20 protein-coding genes and 1 pseudogene are annotated in these 18,214 nt (G+C 59.6%); 6 read left to right on the plus strand and 15 right to left on the minus strand.

Features of this window, described 5'->3' with window-relative positions; genetic code table 11:
- The first annotated feature begins 26 nt into the window (after positions 1–26).
- Together CL52_RS15765 and CL52_RS15770 are read left to right on the plus strand one after the other, a co-directional pair.
- Positions 27–620 (plus strand): phosphoheptose isomerase, encoded by a 594-nt coding sequence (locus tag CL52_RS15765; RefSeq protein ID WP_041104019.1) that lies wholly within the window; start codon positions 27–29, stop codon positions 618–620.
- Complete coding sequence (locus tag CL52_RS15770; protein WP_041104017.1) at positions 617–1,195, plus strand: BON domain-containing protein; 579 nt, start codon at positions 617–619, stop codon at positions 1,193–1,195. The genes CL52_RS15765 and CL52_RS15770 overlap by 4 nt, the downstream gene beginning before the upstream one ends.
- A 33-nt stretch (positions 1,196–1,228) precedes the next feature.
- Here CL52_RS15770 and CL52_RS15775 read toward each other — a convergent pair whose 3' ends face one another.
- From CL52_RS15775 to rplM, 7 genes are all read right to left on the minus strand, one after another.
- A complete protein-coding gene (locus tag CL52_RS15775; RefSeq protein WP_041104015.1) occupies positions 1,229–1,639 on the minus strand; it encodes a ClpXP protease specificity-enhancing factor in 411 nt (136 codons plus the stop codon).
- A 12-nt stretch (positions 1,640–1,651) separates the two neighbouring features.
- Positions 1,652–2,269 carry a glutathione S-transferase N-terminal domain-containing protein gene (locus CL52_RS15780; protein ID WP_043221688.1) on the minus strand — a complete coding sequence of 206 codons (618 nt, stop codon included), beginning with the start codon at positions 2,267–2,269 and terminating at the stop codon, positions 1,652–1,654.
- 85 nt (positions 2,270–2,354) lie between these two features.
- Positions 2,355–3,164, minus strand: a complete 810-nt coding sequence (locus CL52_RS15785; RefSeq protein ID WP_041104011.1) for a cytochrome c1 — start codon at positions 3,162–3,164, stop codon at positions 2,355–2,357.
- Entirely contained in the window at positions 3,164–4,375 is a 1,212-nt protein-coding gene (locus CL52_RS15790; RefSeq protein WP_041104009.1) for a cytochrome b, read from the minus strand. The genes CL52_RS15785 and CL52_RS15790 overlap by 1 nt, the downstream gene beginning before the upstream one ends.
- Positions 4,375–4,968, minus strand: a complete 594-nt coding sequence (petA, locus tag CL52_RS15795; protein WP_041104007.1) for a ubiquinol-cytochrome c reductase iron-sulfur subunit — start codon at positions 4,966–4,968, stop codon at positions 4,375–4,377. The genes CL52_RS15790 and petA overlap by 1 nt, the downstream gene beginning before the upstream one ends.
- Positions 4,969–5,221: 253 nt before the next feature.
- Positions 5,222–5,614: a 30S ribosomal protein S9 gene (rpsI, locus tag CL52_RS15800; protein ID WP_043221690.1), complete on the minus strand. Its 393-nt coding sequence runs from the start codon at positions 5,612–5,614 to the stop codon at positions 5,222–5,224.
- Between the two features lie 14 nt (positions 5,615–5,628).
- Positions 5,629–6,057, minus strand: a complete 429-nt coding sequence (rplM, locus tag CL52_RS15805; protein WP_041104003.1) for a 50S ribosomal protein L13 — start codon at positions 6,055–6,057, stop codon at positions 5,629–5,631.
- A gap of 366 nt (positions 6,058–6,423) precedes the next feature.
- Between rplM and CL52_RS15810 the strand changes: the two genes are divergently transcribed.
- On the plus strand, positions 6,424–7,134 hold the full coding sequence (locus CL52_RS15810) for an energy-coupling factor ABC transporter permease (protein ID WP_043221692.1): 711 nt from the start codon (positions 6,424–6,426) through the stop codon (positions 7,132–7,134).
- Here CL52_RS15810 and yacG read toward each other — a convergent pair.
- The 5 genes from yacG to pilB form a co-directional block, all read right to left on the minus strand.
- The gene (gene yacG, locus CL52_RS20860; protein WP_074519929.1) at positions 7,128–7,325 is read right to left on the minus strand and encodes a DNA gyrase inhibitor YacG; all 198 of its coding nucleotides are present in this window, start codon (positions 7,323–7,325) and stop codon (positions 7,128–7,130) included. The two genes, CL52_RS15810 and yacG, sit on opposite strands and share 7 nt — an antisense overlap.
- Positions 7,322–7,930, minus strand: coding sequence for a dephospho-CoA kinase (gene coaE, locus CL52_RS15815; protein WP_043221694.1), 609 nt, complete (start codon positions 7,928–7,930; stop codon positions 7,322–7,324). Before coaE ends, yacG begins: the two co-directional genes overlap by 4 nt.
- Before the next feature lie 93 nt (positions 7,931–8,023).
- On the minus strand, positions 8,024–8,893 hold the full coding sequence (locus tag CL52_RS15820) for a prepilin peptidase (protein WP_043221695.1): 870 nt from the start codon (positions 8,891–8,893) through the stop codon (positions 8,024–8,026).
- Entirely contained in the window at positions 8,893–10,113 is a 1,221-nt protein-coding gene (locus tag CL52_RS15825) for a type II secretion system F family protein (protein WP_043221697.1), read from the minus strand. The genes CL52_RS15820 and CL52_RS15825 overlap by 1 nt, the downstream gene beginning before the upstream one ends.
- A 2-nt stretch (positions 10,114–10,115) precedes the next feature.
- On the minus strand, positions 10,116–11,822 hold the full coding sequence (pilB, locus tag CL52_RS15830; protein WP_043221699.1) for a type IV-A pilus assembly ATPase PilB: 1,707 nt from the start codon (positions 11,820–11,822) through the stop codon (positions 10,116–10,118).
- Between the two features lie 318 nt (positions 11,823–12,140).
- Here pilB and CL52_RS15835 point away from each other — a divergent pair, with 318 nt between their 5' ends.
- Positions 12,141–12,626 carry a pilin gene (locus CL52_RS15835; protein ID WP_043221701.1) on the plus strand — a complete coding sequence of 162 codons (486 nt, stop codon included), beginning with the start codon at positions 12,141–12,143 and terminating at the stop codon, positions 12,624–12,626.
- 194 nt (positions 12,627–12,820) lie between these two features.
- Positions 12,821–12,972: pseudogene (locus CL52_RS21150) on the plus strand (IS4 family transposase); the annotation flags it as partial.
- 195 nt (positions 12,973–13,167) lie between these two features.
- Here the strand turns inward: CL52_RS21150 and cysN are convergent.
- The 3 genes from cysN to CL52_RS15855 all read right to left on the minus strand — a co-directional run bounded on the left by cysN (position 13,168) and on the right by CL52_RS15855 (position 16,890).
- Complete coding sequence (gene cysN / locus CL52_RS15845) at positions 13,168–15,066, minus strand: sulfate adenylyltransferase subunit CysN (RefSeq protein ID WP_043221703.1); 1,899 nt, start codon at positions 15,064–15,066, stop codon at positions 13,168–13,170.
- A gap of 12 nt (positions 15,067–15,078) precedes the next feature.
- On the minus strand, positions 15,079–15,996 hold the full coding sequence (gene cysD / locus CL52_RS15850) for a sulfate adenylyltransferase subunit CysD (RefSeq protein ID WP_043221705.1): 918 nt from the start codon (positions 15,994–15,996) through the stop codon (positions 15,079–15,081).
- A gap of 135 nt (positions 15,997–16,131) precedes the next feature.
- Entirely contained in the window at positions 16,132–16,890 is a 759-nt protein-coding gene (locus CL52_RS15855; RefSeq protein ID WP_041103984.1) for a Nif3-like dinuclear metal center hexameric protein, read from the minus strand.
- Positions 16,891–17,029: 139 nt separating this feature from the next.
- Here CL52_RS15855 and algW point away from each other — a divergent pair, with 139 nt between their 5' ends.
- Complete coding sequence (gene algW, locus CL52_RS15860) at positions 17,030–18,178, plus strand: Do family serine endopeptidase AlgW (RefSeq protein WP_041103980.1); 1,149 nt, start codon at positions 17,030–17,032, stop codon at positions 18,176–18,178.
- Positions 18,179–18,214: the final 36 nt, after the last annotated feature.

Raw genomic sequence — 18,214 nt, forward strand, 5'->3', positions numbered from 1 at the left:
CTCGCCCGATACCCAAGGTTGATCCGATGGATATGCAAACTCGAATTCTCCAGCTCTTTCAAGCCAGCATCGAAACCAAGCAACAAGCCATGGCAGTCCTTGCGCCAGTCATCGAGCAAGCCGGGCAGGTGATGGTCAATGCGCTACTCAGCGAAGGCAAGATCCTCACCTGCGGCAACGGCGGTTCGGCTGGCGACGCTCAGCACTTCTCCTCCGAGCTGCTCAACCGCTTCGAGCGGGAGCGCCCTAGCCTCCCGGCTATTGCGTTGACTACCGACAGCTCGACACTGACCTCGATCGCCAACGATTACAGCTACAACGAGGTTTTTTCCAAGCAGATCCGTGCCCTGGGTCAGCCGGGCGACGTGTTGCTCGCCATCTCTACCAGCGGCAACTCGGCAAACGTGATCCAAGCGATCCAGGCTGCCCACGACCGGGAAATGGTGGTGGTCGCCCTTACCGGCCGAGACGGCGGCGGCATGGCCTCACTTCTGCTACCTGAAGATGTGGAGATCCGGGTGCCGGCAAAGGTGACGGCACGGATCCAGGAAGTGCACCTGCTCACCATCCACTGCCTGTGCGACCTGATCGACAACCAACTGTTCGGGAGTGAGGAATGACCCCTCTTCTGCTTCGCGCGCTCGCCACGACGCTGTGCTTGACGCTTGCCGGCTGCAGCTCGGTGCTGACAGCCGCACGTGACGAACCGATAGCCGATAACCGCGGAACGCGCACGATCGGCAGCACGATCGATGACTCGCTGATCGAGACCAAGGCAGCGGTAAACATTGCCAAAGCCCACCCGGATCTCGATCAGAGCTCACATATCGTTGTCGCCAGCTATAACGGCGTCGTTCTGCTCGCAGGCCAGACTCCACGCAACGACCTGAAGCAGATGGCCGAGCAGGCTGCATCCTCGGTGCAACGGGTCAAGCGCGTGCATAACGAGCTTCAGGTTCTACAGCCGTCATCGGCGCTCGCCCGCAGCCATGACACATGGCTGACGACCAAGATCAAAACCCAGATGCTCGCTGACAACACCGTGCCCGGCTCACGTATCAAGGTGATCACTGAAAACGGGATCGTCTACCTATTAGGCCTGGTGACTCGCCAAGAGGGCGCACGTGCCACGTCGCTGGTCCAAGGCGTCGCCGGTGTGCAACGCATCGTCAAACTGTTCGAATACATCGACTGAAGGCGGCGGCAGCACTGCCAACCGCCGCAAATCTCACTTGACGACTTTCAGGCTCGGCCGCCCTGTCGGCCGGGCAGCTCCGTCATCCTTGGCATCAGCCACTTTGTCGCCACCATCATCATCCTCTGGTGGCGTCGGCTCGATCTCGAAAACCATCCCCTGTCCGTTTTCGCGCGCATAGATCGCCATCACCGCGGCGAACGGAATGATCAGCGAGTGCGACACGCCACCAAAACGCCCCTCGAAGGTCAGGGCGTCATTACCCATCTGCAGCTGACGTACAGCACTGGGGGACACGTTCAGCACGATCTGACCATCCTTGACGAAGCCGGCGGGCACCACCACGCCCGGCACATCCGCATCGACCAATAGATGCGGAGTGCAATCGTTGTCGACAATCCATTGATGGAGCGCACGCACCAGATAGGGGCGACTTGAATTCATTGGCTGCCTCTCTTAGCGCATGCTGCGCTCAACCTCGGATAGACTCACCTGGAAGGCCGGCCGGCCAAAGCCCTGCTCCATGTATTCCAGAAGCGGCCTGGCCTGTCGCGGCAGTTCGATGTTCAGTTTGGGCAATCGCCACAGCAAGGGCAACAAACAACAGTCCAGCAGACTGAACTCATCGCTCATGAAAAATGGCTTTTCCGCGAAGACAGGCGAAACGCCGATCAGGCTCTCGCGCAACACCTTTCTCGACGCACTACGCTCAGCCTCCGGCGTACGCGAATCCAGGACAATATCTGCAAGTGCAGCCCAATCCTTCTGAATTCGATGCAGGAGTAGGCGGGTATTGGCTCGTGCTACTGGATAAGCAGGTAACAGTGCCGGATGAGGGTATCGCTCTTCCAGATACTCAAGGATGACGCCCGACTCGTAGAGCACGAGATCACGATCGACGAAGGTTGGCACGCTCGAGTACGGATTGATTTCCGCCAACTGGGCCGGGCAATCGCACGGCGACACGTTCACGACCTCGACACCGATGCCTTTCTCCGCCAGAACCAGGCGGACGCGGTGAGAATAGTGATCGCTAGGATCGGAATAGCAGATCAACCGATTGGCAGCAGCCATCGCCTCTCTCCCGTATTTCGATGACCAAAAAAACACGCGCGCCCATGAGGGCGCGCGCTTAGGTACCGCTTGCGACGGATCGACGTCAGTGTACGTCTTTCCAGTACTCTCGCTTGAGCAGGTAAGCGAAGACGAAGAACACCACCAGGAACAGCAGGACGTAAGTCCCGATGCGCTGGCTCTCCAACTTCACCGGATTGGCCGAGTAAGCCAGGAATGTCACGAGATTCTTGATCTTCTCGTTGTACTCGGCCTCGCTCAGCGCCCCGGTGCCGGGCACGACGGTCAGCTGGCTGCAATCTTCGTGGGTGATCGGCGTACCCGTAAGCGGATCGAACTGCTTGCGACCATCCTCGGTAACCTGCACCTGCTTGCACGCAACACTTTCCCCTTCGGGCAAGTGGGCGGGCAGGACCTGACGCCCCTGCAGCGGCGCCAACACATGCGGCATCCCCACATTGGGGAAAACCGTGTTGTTCACACCATAGGGACGAGCAGGATCCTCGTAGAAGCTCCGCAGATAGGTGTACAGCCAGTCGTTACCACGCACACGCGCGACCAGGGTCAGATCCGGCGGTGCCGCACCGAACCACCCCTTGGCGTCCTCGGGCTTCATGCCGATCTTCATGTGGTCGCCGATCTTCGCGTCAGTGAAGACGACGTTCTTCAGCATCACCTCTTCCGGAATGCCGAGGTCCTTGGCAACACGCTCGTAGCGCTGGTACTGCGCACTGTGGCAGCCCATGCAGTAGTTGCTGAACGTGCGCAAACCATCCTGCATAGCAGCCTTATCGGTCAGATCGATCTCGACCTTGTCCAAGTGGGCTTCGGTACCGGCAGCAAACGCAAAGGCCGGCACCAGCGCAAGAATCAATGCAGCAAATTGCTTTTTCATCAGCCAGCCACCCTTTGCGGAACTACTTTGGTCTTCTCGAGCTTGGTATAGAACGGCATCAGGATGAAGTACGCGAAGTAGATGACCGTACAGATCCGCGCCAGCAGAGTGCGCTCAGGCGTCGGAGACAGAACGCCAAGCACGCCGAGAATGAGGAAGGAGATGCAGAACGCCAACAGCGCGATCTTGCTCATCCAACCCTTGAATTTCATCGACTTGACCGGGCTACGGTCGAGCCAGGGCAGCACGAACAGCACAGCGATCGCAGCACCCATGGCAATCACGCCCAGCAGCTTGTCCGGAACGGCGCGCAGGATCGCGTAGAACGGAGTGAAGTACCAGACAGGAGCAATGTGAGCCGGGGTCTTGAATGCGTTGGCCACTTCGAAGTTCGGCTTCTCCAGGAAATAGCCGCCCATCTCAGGGAAGAAGAACACGATGGCGCAGAAGACGAACAGGAACACCACCACGCCAACGATGTCTTTCACCGTGTAGTAAGGATGGAAAGGAATGCCATCGAGCGGCACGCCGTTTTCGTCCTTGGTCTTCTTGATGTCGACACCGAGCGGGTTGTTGGAACCCACTTCATGCAGGGCCAGGATATGCAGCACAACCAGGCCAAGAATCACGATCGGCAGAGCGATGACATGCAGTGCGAAGAAGCGGTTCAGCGTGATACCGGAGATCAGATAATCGCCGCGGATCCACTGGGTCAGGTCATCACCGATGACCGGAATCGCCCCGAACAGGGAGATAATTACCTGTGCACCCCAGTAGGACATCTGCCCCCAAGGCAGCAGGTAGCCCATGAAGGCCTCGGCCATCAGCGCCAGGTAAATCATCATGCCGAAGATCCAGACCAACTCACGCGGCTTCTGGTAGGAGCCGTAGAGCAGACCGCGGAACATGTGCAGATAGACTACGACAAAGAAGGCCGAAGCCCCGGTCGAGTGCAGATAACGGATGATCCATCCGTACTCCACGTCACGCATGATGTATTCGACAGACGCGAAGGCGCCTTCGGCACTGGGCTCGAAGCTCATCGTCAGCCAGATGCCGGTAAGGATCTGATTGACCAGTACAAGCAGGGCCAGGGAGCCGAAGAAATACAGAACATTGAAGTTCTTCGGGGCGTAGTACTTGGACAGATGGTCTTCCCACATCTTCGTGGCGGGGAAGCGGGCATCAACCCATTCCATGAACTTGCTCATCAGGCTTTCTCCTGGTCCACACCGATAATGATGACGCTATCGGTCTCGTACGAGTGCGGGGGCACGGGCAGGTTCAGGGGCGCAGGCTGAGCCTTGTAAACACGGCCGGCCATGTCGTACTTCGAGCCATGGCAGGGGCAGAAGTACCCACCCAGCCAGTCCGGCCCCAGATCAGGCGGTGCGACTTCTGGCCGGAACGACGGGGAACACCCGAGGTGGGTGCACAGACCGATTACCACGAGTAGCTCCGGCTTGATGGAGCGCACCTGAGGGTTGACATACTCAGGCTGAACCGAAGCCTTGGAATCAGGATCCGCAACCTGGGGAGCCACCTTTTCGAGATTCTGGAGAACCTCGTCCGTGCGGCGCACGATAAATACCGGCTGACCGCGCCATTCGGCCACCATCTGCTGGCCAGGCTCAATCTTGCTGACATTTACCTTTACCGGTGCACCGGCTGCCTTGGCCTTGGCACTCGGGAACCACGATCCCACGAACGGGACCGCGGCACCCACCGCTCCTGCAGCACCCACCACCGAAGTGGCGGCCACAAGGAAGCGACGCCGGCCAGCATTCACGCCGTCATTGCTCATTCAGTCGTCTCCCATCAGCTTCTTATGACCTGCTGGACGCAGGCAGTACTACGTAAATTTGGGCCGCGAAAAATTCGCCAAATGTTAAAGAAAACCCCCGACGATGACAAGGTAATAGCCTGTGACAAACAGACCTACGAGCCAGCAAAACCGGGGCCTCCAGCACGCGACACGCTGTCGCAGCAACACTTTTCGAGCAGCTAAAAAAAACGCCCAGATCCTTGCGGAGCTGGGCGTTTCTGATAAGCGTTCGTTAACGCTTGGAGTACTGCGGACGCTTACGCGCCTTACGCAGACCCACTTTCTTACGCTCGACCTCACGAGCATCGCGAGTCACGTAACCCGCCTTACGCAGCGGGCTGCGCAGGGACTCGTCGTACTCAATCAGCGCACGGGTAATACCATGGCGAATCGCACCTGCCTGACCGCTAACGCCGCCGCCCAGGACGGTAACGTAGACGTCGAACTTGGCAGCGGTATCGGTCAGCTCCAGCGGCTGACGCACAACCATGCGCGCGGTCTCACGGCCGAAAAAGTTATCCAGCTCGCGATTGTTGATGGAAATCTTGCCAGTGCCCGGACGCAGGAAAACGCGCGCGGTTGCAGTCTTGCGACGGCCAGTGCCGTAATTTTGAGTCGCCGACATAATGAACTATCCCGTTAAATCTTCAGTTCTTGGGGCTGCTGAGCGGAGTGCGGATGCGCGGCACCCTTGTACACCTTCAGCTTGCGATACATGTCGCGACCCAGCGGATTCTTCGGCAGCATGCCCTTGACCGCAGTCTCGATCACACGCTCAGGGGCCTTGGCGATCAGCTTCTCGAAGTTGATCGACTTGATGCCGCCCGGAAAACCGGAGTGGGAGTAGTACATCTTGTCGGATGCCTTGGCACCGGTGACACGGACCTGCTCAGCATTGATCACGACGATGTAGTCGCCAGTATCAACGTGAGGAGTGTACTCGGGCTTGTGCTTGCCACGCAGACGGCTGGCGATTTCGGTTGCCAGACGACCCAGGGTCTGGCCGGCAGCGTCGACGACAAACCAGTCGCGCTTGACGGTTTCCGGTTTAGCAGTAAAAGTCTTCATTCGTTATAGCCTCAGGGGCCGCCCTGAAAAATAAGACGGCGGATATTACTGAATGGTGCTTACCCTGGCAAGCCAGGGACAGCCGGAACCAGACGCTATCGGGGGCTCGGGTCAGCGCGTCCGCCACGGCAGTGGTATCGGTAGGCTAGGCATCCCTACCAAGTTGCCGACAGGCTAGGCATCCCCTATCGACAGGCCGGCGAATTATCCGGATTAATCGCAAAATAGCAACCCGCTTAGCCTGCAGATACCGCGAAATCTTTGGCTTTCAACCGGACTTGAACAACGCACCCGCACCCGAAACAATTTCGCCCGCCTTTCATCAGTCTTTTCGCTACGCTTGCCATCACTCAGGAGAGCTATGCCTTGATCGCTGCGCAATTGCTCGCTCCGAGCACTCTCCTCGCTGGCGGATTGCTCTATTTCGCAGCCCTGTGCTGGGCAGCTTTGCGCACCCCCTGGGTGGAGCTGTTCAGCGACACGCGCCGCCAGCACCTGGTATTCGGCACCATGCTGGCGATCTTCCTGCTCTGGCTGGTTCGAAGGGATTTCGAATCAGGCCTGTCGTTTCATTTCATCGGCCTGACAGCCGCCACCTTGCTGCTCGATTGGCCGCTGGCAATGCTGGCCGCGTTCGCCGCACAACTGGGCCTGGTTGCGACAGGACATCAGCAGCTGACAGCGCTAGGAATTAACGGGGTACTGCTGGTACTCATCCCGATCCTGGTCACCGAAGGCTGCGCCATTCTTGTCGAACGAGCCCAGCCGAAGAACCTGTTCGTCTATATTTTCTGCTCTGGCTTCTTTCCCGCGGCACTCGCAGCGCTGCTTTGCATCCTGGCGTCGCTCGCGCTACTCCTCGTGGATGGTAGATACCCGATGCCGCCCTGGCTGAATGACTTTGCCGGTTATATATGGCTGGTGATGTTTCCCGAAGCCTTCATCAATGGCACAGCCGTCACGGCGCTCGTGGTGTTCTGCCCCGACTGGCTGGAAACCTTCAATCGCACCCGATACCTGCAGGCGCCCTGGCGCAGCGATGAGCACAAGGACGACCCATCCCCACCAGATCAATGAACACTGGGTGGCACATCCTCGGAAAGCAGGTCGTCTTCGCTCAGATTTCCCGGAATCACATGCTCCTCAGCAGCCCAGGCACCTAGATCTATCAGCTTGCAGCGATCCGAGCAAAAGGGGCGATAACGGCTCTGCGCCTCCCACTGCACCGGCACACCACAGGTCGGGCAGGCTACAGTCCTAGCATTCATTCTCCAGCTCCTCGCAACTGTAGATAACGATCGTGCAACCGGCCAACCTCCTGACGCAGCCATGACAGGTCTCGATCATTTACCAGCACATCATTGGCATGACGGAGACGATCTTCGCGCCGCGCCTGAGCGGCCAGGATGGCTCGCACCTGATCCTCGGAAACCTGATCGCGGGCCAGCACCCGCTGAAGCTGCAGGTCTTCTGGCACATCGACCACCAGCACGCGATCAACCTGCTCGTGCTGCGCCGACTCGACCAGCAAAGGGGACACCAACACTGCGTAAGGTGACTCAGCCCGTGACAGGCTAGCCCAGATTTCCTGACGAATCAGCGGATGCAGCAGGCGCTCCAACCAGTGCCGATCTTCCACGGAAGTAAATATCCGCTCGCGCAGCGCAGCACGATTCAACTCACCGGACGATGCAAGGATCGGCACCCCAAATCGATCGACGATCTGCGCCAGCGCCGCGCTCCCCGGCTCGACCACCGATCGAGCCACCTGGTCGGCATCGACCACATGCACGCCCAACTCGGCGAAGCGCTCCGCGGCAGCGCTTTTGCCACTACCTATTCCGCCGGTAAGACCAAGGATCCAAGGCTTCACCGATTCACATCTCCGCCCTTAATTATGGCGCGCAGTAGTACCCGCTTTGCCCAGGTTAGGCAAGCGAGCAAGCGAAGGACGAGGAGACCCGCTTCAGAAGCCGGCAAGCTGCAGATAGCGATCGGTGATCTGCTGCCCCCACACCAGCGCGATCCAGCCGGCGATCGCCAGGTACGGGCCGAACGGGATAGGCGTGCCGGCAGCCGCATTCCGCCATCTCAGTGAAATCGTGCCGATTACGGCGCCGACCAGCGATGACAGGAGGATGGTTAGCGGCAGCACCTGCCATCCCCCCCACGCCCCTATCATCGCAAGAAGCTTGAAGTCACCGTAGCCCATGCCTTCCTTGCCAGTGACGAGCTTGAATAGCCAGTACACCGCCCACAGGCTGAGGTAGCCGAAGACAGCTCCCCAAAGCGCATCGCCGAGCGCAACGAATAGGCCGAAATGGTTGCAGATCAGGCCGAACCAGAGAAGAGGCAGCACGAGCGAGTCGGGCAGCAATTGGTGATCGATATCGATCATGCTCATGGCCAGCAGCCCCCAGCCCAACAGCAGGATCGCCCCGGCTTGCCAGGTGAAGCCGAAGTGCCAGGCCGTGAACCCCGAAAGGAGCGCACAGGCCAGCTCCACCAGCGGATAACGGGCACTGATACCTGTTCGACATGCCGAACAGCGCCCCCGCAGCAGCACCCAGCTCACCAGAGGGACGTTCTCCCAGGCACGAATAGAGTGGCCACAGTGCGGACAGGAAGAAGCAGGTAGCAAAAGGTTGAATCGCGGCCCGACAGGCTCAGGCTCGAGCGAAAGGTACTCCCTCGCCTGCTCGCGCCATTCCCGCTGCATCATCACCGGCAGCCGATAAATCAGCACATTGAGAAAGCTGCCAACCAGCAATCCAAGCAAAGCCGCAGACAAAACAAAGGCCAGCTCGTGGCTGGCCAGGTACTCGATGATCGGCATCAGACTACGGAACCCAACTGGAAGATCGGCAGATACATCGCAATGATCAGGCCGCCCACCAGAACACCGAGCACAGCCATGATCATTGGCTCCATCAGACTGGTGAGACCATCAACCATGTTGTCGACCTCATCCTCATAAAACGTAGCCACCTTTCCCAACATTTCATCGAGCGAACCCGACTCCTCACCAATGGCCGTCATCTGGACCGCCATCGTCGGGAAAGCCCCGGTGGTACGCATGGAAAAGTTGAGCTGCATACCACTGGACACATCCCCCTTGACCTTCATCGTTGCGTTGCGAAACACCACATTGCCCGTAGCACCCGCAACGGAATCCAGCGCATCCACCAATGGCACGCCAGCGGCGAAGGTCGTCGAGAGCGTGCGGGCAAATCGCGCCACGGAAGATTTGTAGATGATGTCGCCCACGATTGGCAGCTTGAGTACCGAGCGGTCCACCCAATTGCGGAATTTCTCGGAGCGCTTGTGCATGCTGCCCAACAGATATGCAGTGCCGCCGAGCGCTAGCAGCACAATCAGCCACCACTCCTGCAGCAATTCCGACAATCCGATCACCATCAGTGTGAACGCGGGGAGATCCGCACCAAAGTTGGCAAATACCTCCTGGAACTGCGGGACAACCTTGATCAGCAAAATGGCAGAAACGATCACGGCGACCACGATCACCGCGATGGGATAGTTCATCGCTTTCTTGATCTTTGCCTTCAGTGCTTCGGTTTTTTCCTTGTACGTGGCAACCCTATCGAGCAAGGTCTCCAAAGCACCTGACTGCTCCCCCGAATCCACGAGGTTGCAGTAAAGATCATCGAAGTATTGAGGTTTCTTGCGCAGCGACGCGGCAAAGCTGTTGCCGGCTGCGACCTCCTGCTTCAACTCGTCCACCAGCTTGCGCATGTTCGGATTGTCGAAGCCTTCACCGATGATGTCGAACGACTGCAAGAGCGGCACGCCGGCCTTCATCATGGTCGCCATCTGCCGAGTGAACAGCGCAATGTCCATCGGTTTGATCTTTTTGCCGGCCCCGAACAGCGATACCGACTTCTTGCGCACCTTCAGCGGATTGATGCCCTGCTTGCGCAGTTGGGCCTTGACCAGCGCAGGGCTCGCACCACTGAGCTCACCCTTGACCTTGGAGCCCTTTCTGTCGGTTCCTTCCCAGGTAAAGACACTGGTACGGATCGCTTTCTGCTGCGCCATCGTTAATCCTTGGTGACCCGGTTGACTTCTTCGAGGCTGGTCACGCCTTGCATGGCCTTGAACAGGGCCGAGGTGCGCAGGTCATTGAAGCCGTCCTTGCGCATCTGCTTGGAGATATCCAGGGAGTTGCCGTCTTCCATGATAATGCGCTGCAATGCCGGCGTGTTTTTAACCACTTCATAAATACCGACGCGGCCCTTGTAGCCGCCCTTGCAGTTATCGCAACCCACCGGCCCGTAGATCTTGAATGTCCCGATCGCCTGTTCCGGGAAGCCTTCGCGCAGCAGGGCCTCGCGCGGGATATCGACAGCCTTCTTGCAGCTCGGGCAAAGCTTCCGCGCCAGTCGCTGGGCGATGATCAGGTTGACCGACGTCGCGATATTGAACGCCGGGACGCCCATGTTGCGCAGGCGTGTCAGGGTTTCCGCAGCGCTGTTGGTGTGCAGGGTCGACATCACCATATGGCCGGTCTGCGCTGCCTTGATGGCGATCTCGGCCGTTTCAAGATCGCGGATCTCGCCGACCATGATCACATCCGGATCCTGGCGCAGGAAGGCGCGCAGGGCCTGCGCGAAGTCCATGCCCTGGCGCGGGTTGACGTTGACTTGGTTGATACCCTCGAGATTGATCTCGACCGGATCCTCGGCTGTGGAAATGTTCACATCCACGGTATTGAGGATGTTGAGGCCGGTGTAAAGCGATACGGTCTTGCCCGAGCCGGTCGGCCCGGTTACCAGGATCATGCCCTGCGGTTGGCTCAACGCAGCGAGATACAGCTCCTTCTGCTCGGGCTCGTAGCCCAGCGCATCGATGCCCATCTGCGCACTGGTCGGATCGAGGATCCGCATCACGATCTTCTCGCCCCAGAGCGTCGGCAAAGTGTTGACACGGAAGTCGATGGCCTTGGTCTTGGACAGCTTCATCTTGATGCGGCCGTCCTGCGGCTTGCGCCGTTCGGAAATATCCAGCCCGGCCATGACCTTGAGGCGCGCCGACAGGCGTGGCGCCAACTGGATCGGCGGCCGCGCCACCTCATGCAGGATTCCGTCGGTACGAAAGCGAACCCGGTAGGCCTTTTCATAGGGTTCGAAGTGCAGGTCCGAAGAGCCCCCCTTGATGGCATCGAGCAGCATCTTGTTGACGAAACGCACCACCGGCGCATCGTCGGCGGCCTCGCCCGATTCCCCGGCAGCGCCCTGGTCGTCGCCGCCAGCCTCCACATCGACCCCGTCAAGATCGATATCGCCAAGATCACCCAATCCCGAGGAGGTGGACTCGTAGACCTGCTCGATCCACTTGCCCAGCTTGTCATCCTCGACCAGTACCGACTCGACACTGAGCCCCGTGCTGAACTGGATGTCGGTGATCGCCTGATGGTTGCCCGGATCGGAAAGCGCGACGAACAGCTTGTTGCCACGCTTGGCCAAGGCTAGGGCGCGGTGTTGCCGCGCCAGTTTTTCGGCCAGCAGGTCGGCGGGCAGCGAGGCCCTGTCCAGCGCCGAGAGATCGAGCAATGCGACGCCGAACTGATCGGATGCCAGCTCGGCCACGACCCGCCCGCCTGCCAGGCGGTTCTCCACCACATAAGTGACCAGGGGTGTCTTGTTGCGCAGCGCCTGCGTCTGCGCTTGCTGCGCTGTCTTCTCATCCAGCAGGCCGGCCATCACCATCTGCCTGGCCAGTCCGGAAAGGGGAACATGCTCGCTCATCGCGACCTCGCATCAATCGATGGGCGCCTTATAGCGCAGTTGCCCTGCGGAGCAAACATGGACGACACCAAGTGACGAAACAGGTCACTTATTGCCGCATGCACGTGTGTGGAACTTTCCCTCCTCTCGATCAGCCACCCCTCGCCTACACCGCAGCCACCTTCGAACTTCAGCACTGAGCACTTTATGCAGAGCGGACCGCACCGGAACTTTGCACCACATCACACCCCACACGCGCGATCTCACCCAAACACAAACCTGGCATGGCCTCTGCTATGTCATCCGCAGGCAAACGCCTAACCACTCAAGGAGATATAAATGAAAGCTCAGATGCAGAAGGGTTTTACTCTGATCGAACTGATGATCGTCGTGGCGATCATTGGCATTCTGGCGGCTATCGCTATCCCGCAATACCAGACCTACGTCGCAAAGTCACAAGTCTCGCGCGTTGTTTCTGAGTCGGGCTCGATCAAAACTGCTGTAGAAGCCTGCCTGCTTGATGGAAAAGGAACTATCGGTGACGGGGCGGGTGAGTGCGATCCACAAGCGACCGGCTCTACGCTGCTGACAGGCGACTCGCAAACCAGCATCGTACTTGCAACGGGAACCGGCGTTCCCAAAGTAACGCTCAATACAGACGGAACGGCAGAAATCAAAGCCACATTCGGCAATAGCGCAGCCACTACCCTTAAGGCTGGCCCTGCAACTATCGTTTGGGCACGCGACAAGGCCGGCACCTGGACCTGCAAGAGCACCGCACCGGACAATTACAACACTCCTGGTTGCCCTGCTGCCGCACTGTAATCCCATTCCACAGAAGAGCTTAATAACCCTCAGACCAAGCCGCTGGCTCCAGCCGGAGATCTCTATTCTCAGCTAGGTTGACTTAACCTCTTCATTAAGCCCTGTATGCGCCGCAATGTTGTTCACATAAGCATTTGAGCACCGGCGGGGCTTCCCTGAAAATCCGATGCCAGGTTTCTGGCATCGGATTTTTTATGTCCCTCCAACAGCAACTGCTCGACTTGGGCGAGCTGTTCAACTTCTCCGACCTGAGCACCTTCACTCAGAACATTCCAATCGAGTGATGGCATCCGCGCTAAGCCTCTCCGCCCAGGCCACCATACCGCGGCGGCACTTGCCCAGCGAGCACGCATAAGTGCCACTCAGCATTGCCGAGATAACACAACCTGCGAAGGAACTTTACATCAGCTCAGGCGAGAGCCTGCTGAGCCTTTTCAAACCGTCCTTGGAAATAGCTACAACCCCAAAAGAAAAGTGACTTCTATCCAAAACAAGAACGCCCTGCAATTGCAGGGCGTTTTTATTACTAGCTCCCAGTAGATCAGATCACCCCTCGCCCGCGCAGCAGTTCCATGACCTGCTTGACGCCCTCCTCGACCGAACTCCGCTCCGTATCGACCACCAGATCCGCATCCAGCGGCACATCGTAGGGGAAGGACTCGCCCGGAATATTGTCGCCGCCCGCCGCGTACAACCCCTGCGGGTCGCGTTCGCGGCAGGTTTGTGGTGATGCCTGGACATAAACAGTGATCAGGCGATCGCCGCCTATCAGCGCCTTGGCCTGTTCGCGGCCTTCCGCGTCGGGCGCAACGAAGGCCGCCAGGGTTATTAGCCCGGCCTCGTTGAACTGCTTGGCGACTTGAGCGGCACGCCGCCAGTTCTCGGCGCGTCCGGCACGGTCCTGCGGCAGCCCCTTGTTCAGGTCGTGACGAAGATTCTGTCCATCGAGAACAAAAACCGCACGCCCCATATCGAACAGCTTGCGCTCAACCGCGTAGGCCAGGGTGCTCTTGCCCGCGCCGGACAAGCCGGTGAACAGCACGGTGGCCGGCTGCTGGCCGAAACGGGTAGCACGCTCTTCGGTGGAAACGTGAGCCAGCGCGCCGTGGTGGCCACCTGAACCATGGGCAACCGGGTCGGCAATGATCATGCCGGCGCCTACCGTACCGTTAGTCAGCCGATCGATCACGATAAACGCACCGGTGGTGCGGTTCTGCGCATAACCGTCCAGGGCGATCGGCGCATCGAGGCTGACCTTGACCTTGCCGATCTCGTTGAGCTGCAGACTGCTCGCCGCACCTTTCTCAAGCGTATTCACATCCACCTTGTGGGTGATACTGGCGATCGAGCCTGGCACATAGCTGGTTGCGCGCTTGATGTCGTACTTCTTGCCCGGCAGCATCGGTTCCTCGCCCATCCAGACGAGCATGGCCTCGAAGCTGTCGGCAACACGGGGGCGGTTGTCGGCGTGCACCAGCATGTCACCGCGCGATACGTCGATTTCGTCTTCCAGCGTCAGGGTGATGGCCTCACCCGGGGTTGCCTGCTCCAGTTCGCCGTCGAAGGTGACGATGGATTTCACTCGGCTGGTTTTGCCTGAAGGCAGAACGGCAATCTCGTCGCCCTTGCGCACGATACCGCTGGCAAGCGTGCCGGCGAATCCGCGGAAGTTCAGATTGGGACGATTGACGTACTGCACCGGGAAGCGCAGGTCGTCGAAATTACGGTCGCCAGCGATCTCGACGCTTTCAAGAATTTCCATCAGCGACTGCCCTTCGTACCAGGGCGCGCGCGCGCTGCGATTGACCACGTTGTCGCCTTTCAGCGCCGACATCGGCACGAAGTGCAGCGACGACGGCTTGAGCTCGATGCGATCAGCAAAGGCCAGGTAATCGGCCTTGATCTTCTCGAACACATTCTGATCGAAGTTCATCAGGTCCATCTTGTTGATGGCGACGACGATATGCTTGATGCCCAGCAGCGCGGCAATGTAGCTGTGCCGGCGCGTCTGCGTCTGCACGCCGTAGCGGGCGTCGACGAGGATGATCGCCAGGTCGCACGTCGAAGCACCGGTCGCCATGTTGCGCGTGTACTGCTCATGGCCAGGGGTGTCGGCAATGATGAACTTGCGCTTGGCGGTGCTGAAGTAGCGGTAGGCCACGTCGATCGTGATGCCCTGCTCGCGCTCGGCCTGCAGGCCATCGACGAGCAGCGCAAGGTCGACATCGTCGCCCGTGGTGCCGACCTTCTTCGAATCACGGGTGATAGCCTCTAGATGATCTTCGTAGATCATCTTGGAATCGTGCAGCAGACGGCCAATCAGCGTGCTTTTGCCGTCATCGACGTTACCGCACGTGAGAAAACGCAACAGTTCCTTGCGCTCGTGCTGAGCCAGGTAGGCGAGGATGTCCTCGCTGATCAGATCGGACTGGTGAGACATGGTGCGGGATCCTTAGAAGTAGCCCTGGCGTTTCTTTTCTTCCATCGAGCCAGCCTGATCGTGATCGATCACACGGCCCTGGCGCTCGGACGTCCGGGTCAGGAGCATCTCCTGAATGATCTCCGGAAGCGTGGTGGCGGTGGACTCCACCGCACCGGTCAGCGGATAGCAGCCAAGGGTACGGAAACGCACCATCTTCTTGCTGATGCCGGCCTTCTGCTCTGGCGTCAGGTGCTCAAGGATGCGCTCGTCGTCGATCATCACCAGAGCGCCGTTGAGTTCCACCACTTCGCGCTCGGCGGCGAAATACAAGGGCACAATCGGGATCTGCTCCAGGTAGATGTACTGCCAGATGTCCAGCTCGGTCCAGTTGGAGAGCGGAAATACGCGGATCGACTCGCCCTTCTTCACCTTGCCGTTGTAGACGTTCCACAGCTCCGGGCGCTGATTCTTCGGATCCCAGCGGTGCTTGCTGTCGCGGAAGGAATAGACGCGCTCCTTGGCGCGCGACTTTTCCTCGTCACGGCGTGCGCCACCAAAGGCGGCATCGAAGCCATATTTGTCCAGCGCCTGCTTGAGGCCCTCGGTCTTCATCACATCGGTGTGCTTGGCACTGCCGTAGGTGAAGGGGTTCATGTCCTGAGCCACGCCATCGGGATTGATATGGGTGATCAGGTCCAGCCCCATGTCGCTAACCATCTTCTCGCGGAAGCGATACATTTCCTGGAACTTCCAGCGAGTGTCGACGTGCAGGACCGGAAACGGCAGCTTGCCAGGGAAAAAGGCCTTGCGGGCCAGATGGAGCATGACAGCCGAGTCCTTGCCAATCGAATAAAGCATGACCGGGTTGTCGAACTCGGCGGCAACCTCGCGAATGATGTGGATGCTCTCGGCCTCGAGCTGTTTCAGATGCGTCAGTTTATCGACCATGGCTACTCACGACGGGGCAATTGACGGCCAGCGGCCGTTTGGACGCGGCCACTCTACCACGCCCTAATGCTCTATCAGAGCCCGCGATTAGACCTTAACGTTATAGATTTATGCCGAGCAGGCCGGCCGTTTGCGCTAGGCCGGGTTATCGCAATCGATGAAGCGATGTTCGATGCCGAACTGCTGCGCAAGGTAGTCACCCAGCGCTTTCACGCCATAGCGCTCGGTGGCATGGTGCCCCGCGGCGAAGAAGCTCAGGCCGTTCTCGCGCGCCACGTGCACTGTTTGTTCGGAGACTTCACCCGTGACATAGGCATCCACCCCGGCAGCAACGGCCTGCTCGATATAGCCCTGGGCGCCGCCGGTGCACCAGGCCACCCTCCGGATCGGGCGGTCACCCGGAATCACCAGCGGCTCGCGACCGAGTGCAGCCTGGATGCGCTCGCCGAATACCTCTGGCGTCTGCGCCTGTGCCAGCGTGCCATGAAAGACGATCGAGCGCGGGTCGCTCGGGTCGAGTGGCCCTTCCACCTGCAACCCCAGCTCATGGCCTAGGCGCACGTTGTTGCCCACCTCGGCGTGCAGGTCCAGCGGAAGATGGTAGGCCAGCAGGCTCATCTCGTTGAGCAACAGGGTGCGCAGACGCCGTTGCTTCATGCCGATGACGCGTGCGTCTTCGTTCTTCCAGAAATAGCCATGATGAACGAGCACCGCGTCCGCCCCTGCGTCGACCGCCGCGTCGAGCAGCGCCTGGCTGGCCGTTACGCCGCTGACCAGAAGACAGACTTCCGCACGCCCCTCGACTTGCAGACCATTGGGGCAATAGTCGGCGATCCGGGCGACGTTCAGATAGTGATCGCACTCGGCGACCAATGCGTGCAGCGTAACGGGCATGCGTACCTCGGCAGCTAGGAAACGATACGCCCTCGAGTCTTTGGCAGGCTGCCAAAGCTGCATTTCGTCGAGAGCTTCGTATAATGCGGCCACCTTAAAGGGCCGTCCTTGGCCCCCGCAACCTCTCCGGACCACCCAGATGCTCAATGCCCTGCGTTATTTCGGCTGGCCGCTGCTGGTCGGCTTATTGGTCGCCCTGCTGATCATCGAGCGCTATCCGGCATTGGTAGGGCGCAGCAGTGAGAGTTTTACCCTACAACGCCCCGCCCTTAACCTGCCGCCCCCAGGCCCCAACTCGTACGCCGCCGCTGTCAGCGGCGCAGCACCGGCGGTCGCCAATCTGTACACCACCAAGCTGGTCGAGAAAGCACAGCAGCAACCCCTGGCCAAGGACCCGGTCTACCAGCGCTTCTTTGGCGACAGCCTGCCTCGCCAGCGGCGTATGGAGTCGAGCCTGGGCTCGGCAGTGATCATGAGCCCGGAGGGTTACCTGCTGACGAACAACCACGTCACGGCCAACTCCGAGCAGATTGTCGTGGCGCTGCGCGACGGCCGCGAAACACTCGCCCGCGTCATCGGCAGCGACCCGGAGACCGACCTGGCGGTCCTCAAGATCGACCTGCCCGACCTTCCGGTCATCAGCGTCGGCCACTCCGACAGCATTCGCGTTGGCGACGTGACCCTGGCCATCGGCAATCCCTTCGGCGTCGGGCAGACGGTGACCATGGGCATCATCAGCGCTACCGGGCGCAACCAGCTCGGCCTGAACACCTACGAAGATTTCATCCAGACCGATGCGGCGATCAACCGCGGCAATTCGGGCGGGGCTTTGATCGACGCGCAGGGCAGCTTGATCGGCATCAACACCGCCATCATTTCCGAATCGGGCGGCTCGCAAGGAATCGGTTTCGCCATCCCGGTGAAGCTGGCACTCGAAGTGATGAAGTCGATCATCGACCACGGCCAGGTGATCCGCGGGTGGCTGGGTGTCGAAGTGCAATCGCTGACTCAGGAACTGGCCGAATCCTTCGGTCAGGCCGGGCGCCCCGGCATCGTCGTGGCAGGCGTCTATCGCGACGGCCCAGCCGATCGCGCCGGCCTGCAGCCAGGTGATCTGATCCTGAGCATCGACGGCGAACAAGCCAGCGACGGCCGCACCTCGATGAACCAGGTCGCGCGTACCCGCCCGGGCGACCAGATCGATATCGACATTCTGCGCAACGGTAAACCGCTGACCCTGACCGCCGAGGTCGGGATGCGCCCTCCTCCCGCGCCAGCCAGCGAGTAAGCGCGCATGCGGCCCGGTGAAACCGAGCCGCAGCGA

It is taken from the genome of Stutzerimonas balearica DSM 6083, from assembly GCF_000818015.1.
GTDB lineage: Bacteria > Pseudomonadota > Gammaproteobacteria > Pseudomonadales > Pseudomonadaceae > Stutzerimonas > Stutzerimonas balearica.

Excerpts from the sequence above, each read along its gene's own strand:
- CL52_RS15765 (WP_041104019.1), top strand. The coding sequence starts at position 27 with ATGGATATGCAAACTCGAATTCTCCAGCTCTTTCAAGCCAGCATCGAA.
- CL52_RS15770 (WP_041104017.1), top strand. The coding sequence starts at position 617 with ATGACCCCTCTTCTGCTTCGCGCGCTCGCCACGACGCTGTGCTTGACG.
- CL52_RS15775 (WP_041104015.1), bottom strand. The coding sequence starts at position 1,639 with ATGAATTCAAGTCGCCCCTATCTGGTGCGTGCGCTCCATCAATGGATT.
- CL52_RS15780 (WP_043221688.1), bottom strand. The coding sequence starts at position 2,269 with ATGGCTGCTGCCAATCGGTTGATCTGCTATTCCGATCCTAGCGATCAC.
- CL52_RS15785 (WP_041104011.1), bottom strand. The coding sequence starts at position 3,164 with ATGAAAAAGCAATTTGCTGCATTGATTCTTGCGCTGGTGCCGGCCTTT.
- CL52_RS15790 (WP_041104009.1), bottom strand. The coding sequence starts at position 4,375 with ATGAGCAAGTTCATGGAATGGGTTGATGCCCGCTTCCCCGCCACGAAG.
- petA (WP_041104007.1), bottom strand. The coding sequence starts at position 4,968 with ATGAGCAATGACGGCGTGAATGCTGGCCGGCGTCGCTTCCTTGTGGCC.
- rpsI (WP_043221690.1), bottom strand. The coding sequence starts at position 5,614 with ATGTCGGCGACTCAAAATTACGGCACTGGCCGTCGCAAGACTGCAACC.
- rplM (WP_041104003.1), bottom strand. The coding sequence starts at position 6,057 with ATGAAGACTTTTACTGCTAAACCGGAAACCGTCAAGCGCGACTGGTTT.
- yacG (WP_074519929.1), bottom strand. The coding sequence starts at position 7,325 with ATGAATGCTAGGACTGTAGCCTGCCCGACCTGTGGTGTGCCGGTGCAG.
- CL52_RS15820 (WP_043221695.1), bottom strand. The coding sequence starts at position 8,893 with ATGCCGATCATCGAGTACCTGGCCAGCCACGAGCTGGCCTTTGTTTTG.
- CL52_RS15825 (WP_043221697.1), bottom strand. The coding sequence starts at position 10,113 with ATGGCGCAGCAGAAAGCGATCCGTACCAGTGTCTTTACCTGGGAAGGA.
- pilB (WP_043221699.1), bottom strand. The coding sequence starts at position 11,822 with ATGAGCGAGCATGTTCCCCTTTCCGGACTGGCCAGGCAGATGGTGATG.
- CL52_RS15835 (WP_043221701.1), top strand. The coding sequence starts at position 12,141 with ATGAAAGCTCAGATGCAGAAGGGTTTTACTCTGATCGAACTGATGATC.
- cysN (WP_043221703.1), bottom strand. The coding sequence starts at position 15,066 with ATGTCTCACCAGTCCGATCTGATCAGCGAGGACATCCTCGCCTACCTG.
- cysD (WP_043221705.1), bottom strand. The coding sequence starts at position 15,996 with ATGGTCGATAAACTGACGCATCTGAAACAGCTCGAGGCCGAGAGCATC.
- CL52_RS15855 (WP_041103984.1), bottom strand. The coding sequence starts at position 16,890 with ATGCCCGTTACGCTGCACGCATTGGTCGCCGAGTGCGATCACTATCTG.
- algW (WP_041103980.1), top strand. The coding sequence starts at position 17,030 with ATGCTCAATGCCCTGCGTTATTTCGGCTGGCCGCTGCTGGTCGGCTTA.